This window comes from Tissierella sp. (assembly GCF_052089545.1).
Lineage (GTDB): Bacteria > Bacillota > Clostridia > Tissierellales > Tissierellaceae > Tissierella_A.
Map to the genome: position 1 here is coordinate 1 of NZ_JBQDAA010000135.1, position 6637 is coordinate 6637.

At 30.5% G+C, this 6637-nt stretch carries 7 protein-coding genes; all 7 read left to right on the plus strand.

Annotated features, from left to right (window positions below; all coding sequences use genetic code 11):
- Nucleotides 1–108 precede the first annotated feature (108 nt).
- Nucleotides 109–1677 (plus strand): SulP family inorganic anion transporter, encoded by a 1569-nt coding sequence (locus tag ACTHW2_RS09470; protein ID WP_442263691.1) that lies wholly within the window; start codon nt 109–111, stop codon nt 1675–1677.
- A gap of 225 nt (nt 1678–1902) precedes the next feature.
- Nucleotides 1903–2091, plus strand: coding sequence for a DUF6440 family protein (locus ACTHW2_RS09475; protein ID WP_442263692.1), 189 nt, complete (start codon nt 1903–1905; stop codon nt 2089–2091).
- Nucleotides 2092–2142: 51 nt separating this feature from the next.
- A complete protein-coding gene (locus ACTHW2_RS09480) occupies nt 2143–2697 on the plus strand; it encodes a class I SAM-dependent methyltransferase (protein ID WP_442263693.1) in 555 nt (184 codons plus the stop codon).
- 240 nt (nt 2698–2937) lie between these two features.
- The gene (locus tag ACTHW2_RS09485) at nt 2938–4416 is read left to right on the plus strand and encodes a type I restriction-modification system subunit M (RefSeq protein ID WP_442263694.1); all 1479 of its coding nucleotides are present in this window, start codon (nt 2938–2940) and stop codon (nt 4414–4416) included.
- A gap of 1 nt (nt 4417) precedes the next feature.
- A complete protein-coding gene (locus ACTHW2_RS09490; RefSeq protein ID WP_442263695.1) occupies nt 4418–4888 on the plus strand; it encodes a restriction endonuclease subunit S in 471 nt (156 codons plus the stop codon).
- A 62-nt stretch (nt 4889–4950) separates the two neighbouring features.
- On the plus strand, nt 4951–5505 hold the full coding sequence (locus tag ACTHW2_RS09495) for a restriction endonuclease subunit S (RefSeq protein ID WP_442263696.1): 555 nt from the start codon (nt 4951–4953) through the stop codon (nt 5503–5505).
- A 14-nt stretch (nt 5506–5519) separates the two neighbouring features.
- On the plus strand, nt 5520–6637 hold a 1118-nt coding region (locus tag ACTHW2_RS09500), incomplete at its 3' end, for a DUF4145 domain-containing protein (RefSeq protein ID WP_442263697.1).

Consider the following 6637-nt stretch of genomic DNA (forward strand, 5'->3'; position numbering starts at 1 on the left):
ATTTTAATTATACACTATTATTAGTTTACGACAACTATCCTACCACATAGGGATTTCGGAGGTTGCATTTTTATGTTTAAAAAATAATAAGAAGAAAGAGGAGATGTTTTGGAGCGTTTGTCAAATATGTTTGAAAGAAATAAAAAGTTTTTTAGAGGGGATGTTTTAGCAGGAATAACTGTAGCTTTAGCACTTATACCAGAGTCTGTAGCCTTTGCTTTTGTTGCTGGAGTTAGTCCCATTATAAGTTTACAAACAGCTGTTATAATAGGCTTTTTAGCAGCTACCTTTACAGGAAGGCCTGGTATGATAAGTTCATCAACAGCTGCAATATCAGTTGTATTTGCATCACTAATAGCACAACACGGATTGGATTATCTTTTTGCCACTGTAATTTTAATGGGAATCATTCAAATCCTAGTAGGGTTATTAGGGTTAGGTAAGTATGCAAGGATCATACCTTATCCAGTTATGTTAGGTTTTCTTAACGGACTATCTATAGTAATATTTTTATCACAATGGGCTTTATTTAAAGTAAATAAAACAATAATGGTAAATGGTGTTGAAAAGATAAATAAAGTTTGGATGTCTTCCGCAGATATGGTAATAATGCTTTTGTTTGTAGTATTTACTATGGCAATTATTCATTTTTTTCCTAAATTTACAAAAGCTATCCCATCAAGTCTAGCAGCTATTATTATAATGACAATTATCGCAGTTGTTTTAGATAAAAGTGGATACCATTTAAGAAATGTACAAGACTTTGCAGGTATGGAATTAAAAGGTGGACTACCTAAGTTTTACATACCACAAATAAAGATAAGCTTAGATATGCTTAAAGTTATAACCCCATATGCTACAATTGCAGCTCTTGTTGGATTAACAGAAGCAGTTCTTACACTTAGAGTAATTGATGAAATGACAGATACAAGAGGTAAAACAAATAAAGAATGTATTGCTCAAGGATTAGCTAATACAGTAAATGGTTTCTTTGGTGGAATGGGTGGAGATGCTATGATAGGTCAGTCTATTATCAATATAAAATCTGGTGGTAGAACAAGACTATCAGGACTTGTAGCATCATTTTCACTCTTAATGTTTATAATGTTCGGTTCAAGCATTATAAATGCAGTTCCACTGGCAGCTTTAGTTGGAGTAATGTTTATGGTTGTTGTAGGAACTTTTGAATGGCAAAGTTTAAAATATGGTAAAAAAATACCCTTACAAGATATTTTAGTTATAATAGTTGTTAGTATAGTTACGATATTTGCAGATCTAGCAACAGCAGTAATCATAGGAGTAATAATATCAGCACTAATATTTGCTTGGGAAAAAGGAAAAGTTATATATGTAAATATAGAAAATAATGAAGATGGTTCTAAAACATATAAAATTAATGGATCGATATTTTTCGGATCTGTACTAAATTATAAGGAATTATTTGATATAGATAATGATCCAGAAAATGTCATAGTTGACTTTAAATATGCTAAGGTAATGGATCACTCTGCCATAGAAGCTGTAAATTCAATGGCAGAAAAATATAAGAAGAAAGGCAAAAAAATGACTTTAATACGTCTTTCTGAAGATTGTAATAGATTGTTTGAAAATGCTAAATCAATCACATGTGTAGATATAGATAAATCTACTATTATAGCAGGTCAGTATAAGGCTTAAGATGGCTTTAAATAAAAATAATGTCACTATCAAAATAAGACAAGGGATTCATTAAATTAAAATTTAATGGGTTCCTTTTTTAATAAATAAATTATAATATAAAAGCTATCTAAAGAATCTTTACTTTCTATATACTTATAAAGTATTTGAAGATACCCTAAAGAAACTTTAATCATAGTTTCAATATGATATAATTAAAGAAATAAATATAAAGGAGTGGATAGGATGTTTGGTAGAGTCGACAAATATGATGACAGATTTGAAGTTACCTATGAACAAGGAAAATTTACAGTTTATAAGATTATTAGAGACAAAGAAACTGGAGTAAACTATTTCTACCATGCAGCAGGTTATGGCATGGCAGTTACGCCACTATTAGATAAAGAAGGAAAGCCAGTTGTTACCATAGATTAATCTTTAGTTTAAGAATAAAAGACTTTATTGTTAAGAGAAAGGAGAATCCTCATGACTCATGAAAAAATAAAAAAGTTTGAAAGTAAAGAAAGACTGGAAGAGCTTAGTCCTATAGAAACACTTAAAAAAGCAGGATTTAAAGAAGGTTTGACTCTTTGTGATATAGGAGCAGGCACAGGAGTGTTTGCCATTCCAGCTAGTAAGATAAGCAATGAAAATATATACGCCCTAGAAAAATCAGAAGATATGATAGAGATATTAAATAATAGAACAAAAGAAAAGAAACTAAAAAACTTAAAGGTTAAAAAGGTAAAGTCTACGACACTTCCCATGCTAGATAATACTTGCGATTTAGTTATAATGGTAACAGTGCTCCACCATATTGATGATAAAAAAACTATGGTAAGTGAAATAAAAAGAATACTAAAAGAAAAGGGAAAACTTATGATAATAGAGTTTCACAAAAGAGATACTTCAATGGGGCCTCCAATAGAAATAAAAATATCAAAAGAAGAACTAGAAGAGTTTGCTAGAGATAATGAACTAAAAATAGTAGATAAGTTTGACTTAGGAGATAACTTTTATGGATATGTGTTTGAAGCTTAATATTAAAATTACTAGATACTTGTAAAAGGTATCTAGTTTTTTATGTTTATAAAAATAAAATATACCCATATTTCATTGTAATAGATAAAATAAATTTAAACGATTAAAACATTTTTTATAGATATGTCTATGAGACTATTAAAAGGATCTCAATATGATATAATTATATAGACAAAGTATTATAATAAAGCATACTTATAATCTTTTATAGTAAAATATAAATTTGGAGGAATTGACATCATGTTAACAGGAGAAATCAAAAATAAAGTAGACAGAATATGGGAAACCTTTTGGACAGGTGGAGTTACAAATCCACTAACAGTAATAGAACAATTTACATACCTTATATTTATAAAATCATTAGATGACAAGCAAATAGCAAGTGAAGCAAATGCTAATATATTGGGCTTAGAGCCGGATATAATATTTAAAGGTATAAAAGATAAATATAAAAATAGATTTCAATATGAAGATTTAAGGTGGCATAACTTTAAAGAATTTGAATCTAAAAAAATGTATGAAATAGTAAGTGAAGGAGTATTTCCATTTATAAAAGAATTAAATGGTCAATCAAGTTCTTCCTTTGCTGAATATATGGGGGACGCTATGTTTCAAATCCCTACAGCCCAAATGTTAGAAAAAATAGTAACTGCAATAGATAGCTTAGTTTTAAAAGGAGATGTAAAGGGGGATCTTTACGAATACCTACTTTCTAAACTTTCTACATCAGGTACCAATGGTCAGTTTAGAACGCCAAGACACATTATAGAGATGATGGTAGAGCTTGTAGAACCTACTCCTTCAGATATAATAATTGACCCAGCATGTGGAACATCTGGTTTTCTAGTTGGAGCTAGCGAGTACTTAAAAGACAATCATGGAGATTTATTCAACTCAGAAGAACTAAAAGAACATTACCAAAACACAATGTTTCACGGAAATGATATGGATAGCACCATGCTTAGGATAGGGACAATGAATATGCTCCTTCATGATGTGGAAAATCCGCAAATATCATATAAAGATTCGCTTTCAAAACTTAATGAGGACAGGGAAAACTATACTTTAGTCCTAGCAAATCCTCCCTTTAAAGGATCACTAGATGCTGAATCAGTAGCTGACGATCTTTTGAAAATTTCAAACACTAAAAGAACTGAAATACTCTTCCTATCACTCATGCTTAGAATACTTAAAAATGGTGGAAGATGTGCAGTTATAGTTCCAGATGGTGTACTCTTTGGATCTACAAAGGCCCATAAGTCTATAAGAGAAGAAATAATAGAAAAAAACAAACTAGAAGCAGTTATATCTATGCCAAGTGGAGTATTTAAACCATATGCAGGAGTCTCTACTGCTATCCTTATATTTACAAAGACTGGTATAGGTGGAACAGACAAAGTATGGTTTTATGATATGGAAGCAGATGGATATAGCTTAGATGATAAAAGAGAAAAGGTAGAAGAAAGTGATATAGAAGATATTATAAAAAGATATCATAAGAGAGAAGATGAAGAGACAAGAGAAAGAACAGAAAAATCCTTCCTAGTTCCTAAAAAAGAAATAGTAGATAACAACTATGACTTATCTATAAATAGGTATAAGGAAATAGTATATGAAGAAGTGGAGTATGATGAACCACATCTTATATTGGAAAATATAAGGAAGTTAGAAGAAGATATAATTGATGGGCTAGATAAGATAGAGAAGTTGGTGAAGTAGGATGGAATGGAATATAAAGGTACTTGAGGAATTAATATATAAACCAATGTCAGGTGAATGGGGTACAGAATTAAAAGGACAGGAAGATGAAAATATAATAAAGGTTATAAGAACTGCAAACTTTACAAATGAAGGAATTATAAATTATGAAAATATTGTGTGTAGAAATATTAGTTCTTCAAAAGTAGAACAGAAAAAACTTATATTTGGAGATATCCTAGTAGAAAAATCCGGGGGTACTGATAAGTATCCAGTAGGAAGAGTAGTTTTATATGATAAAATAGATGAAGTTTTTTTAAGTAACAACTTTACAACTGTATTTAGATCAAAAGAAAATATTATATATAATAAGTATTTATTTTATTATTTAATGTTTAATTATAATCGTGGTGGTATGACTAAATATTACAATAAAACTACTGGAATACAGAACTTAAGAGTAAAAAACCTAATAATCAAGCACAATCTTTAATAGATAAAAGAAAGGAACAGATAAAGCTTTTAGATGATTTAATAAAATCTGTTTTTTATGATATGTTTGGTGATCCAATCACTAATTCTAAAAATATTCATCAAGTGCCGTTAGGAGAACTTTGCAAGCTAAAGGCTGGAAAATTTATCAAAGCTGCACAGATCTCAGATTATAATAAGGGAAATATGTATCCTTGCTATGGAGGAAATGGATTAAGAGGTTATGTAGAAGAATATACACATAATGGCTCCTATCCGTTAATAGGAAGGCAAGGAGCATTATGTGGTAATGTTCAATTTGCGGAAGATAAGTTCTATGCAACTGAGCATGCAATTGTAACCCGACCAACATTAGAAATAGATGTTATTTGGTTATATATAATGCTTAGAGAAATGAATCTAAACAGGTTAGCAACAGGAGCTGCCCAACCTGGATTAAATGTGGGAAATTTAGTAGAGTTACAGGTAATGCATCCACCATTAAGTTTACAAGTTGAATTTGCAAAGAAATTCAAAGAAATTGAAAACCAAAAGAGAGCAATAGAAGATTCACTAAAACTACTGGAAGATAACTATAACAGTCTAATGCAAAGAGCTTTTAAAGGTCAACTATTTTAATAGGAGGTGACTCTATGGTTTCTAATTTTGAATATTTAAAAAAAGAAAAGAAATATGATGAGTTTGTAGATTCTTGTATTGAGGCTGAAAGACTTATGAATGTATCTTATTCTGCTACTGCTACCTTTGCAAGAAGGGCTTTAGAACTTGCTGTAAAATGGGTCTATGCAAATGATGGAGAACTTCGTGTTCCCTATCAGGACAATTTAGCTTCTTTAATATATAATCATGAGTTTAAATTTTTACTTGAGCCAAATATGATAGATAGACTTTCCTATGTCCATAAACTTGGTAATAAGGCTGTCCATACAACTGTGGCGGTAAAAAAGGAAGAAGCTATTCTTTCTTTAAGAAATCTTTTTACCTTTACTTCTTGGATAGATTATTGTTATTCTTTAGACTTTGATGAAAGAGCATTCAACGAAGACCTATTAGGTGACAACAAGCAATTGAAAAAGACCGCCCAAGAAACAGATGAATTATATGATGTTCTCAGCCAAAAAGATAAAAAATTAGAAGAAATGATAGAAGAAAATGAAAAACTTAGAAAAGAAAATAAGGCTAGGCGTAAAGAAAATCAAAATAAAAGAACATATAAGGTAGATGAGATATCGGAGTTTGAAACTAGAAAAAGATATATGGATTTAAATCTAGAACTTAGTGGTTGGAGAATAGGAAAAGACTGTTTGGAAGAAGTAGAAGTTAAAAACATGGACAACTCTTCTGGCATAGGATTTGTTGACTATGTGCTTTATGGAGATGATGGAAATCCTTTGGCTGTAGTGGAAGCTAAGAAAACTAGTCTTAGCCCAAGGATAGGAAAAGTGCAAGCTAGGATGTATGCAGAGGCTATAGAGATAGAGACAGGTATTAGACCTGTAATATTTTATACTAACGGAATAGATTATTATATATGGGATGACTTAGCCTATCCAGAAAGAAAGATAACAGGTATATATAGTAAAAAAGATTTAGAATCACTAAACTTTAAAAAAAGAAATAAAAAACCTCTTAAAGATCCTCATATAAAGGATAAAATAACAAACAGACCCTATCAAAAGGAAGCTATAACTAGAGTTTTAGAAGACTATGAAAAAGGCCGTAGAAAAGCCTTACTTGTTATGGCTACAGG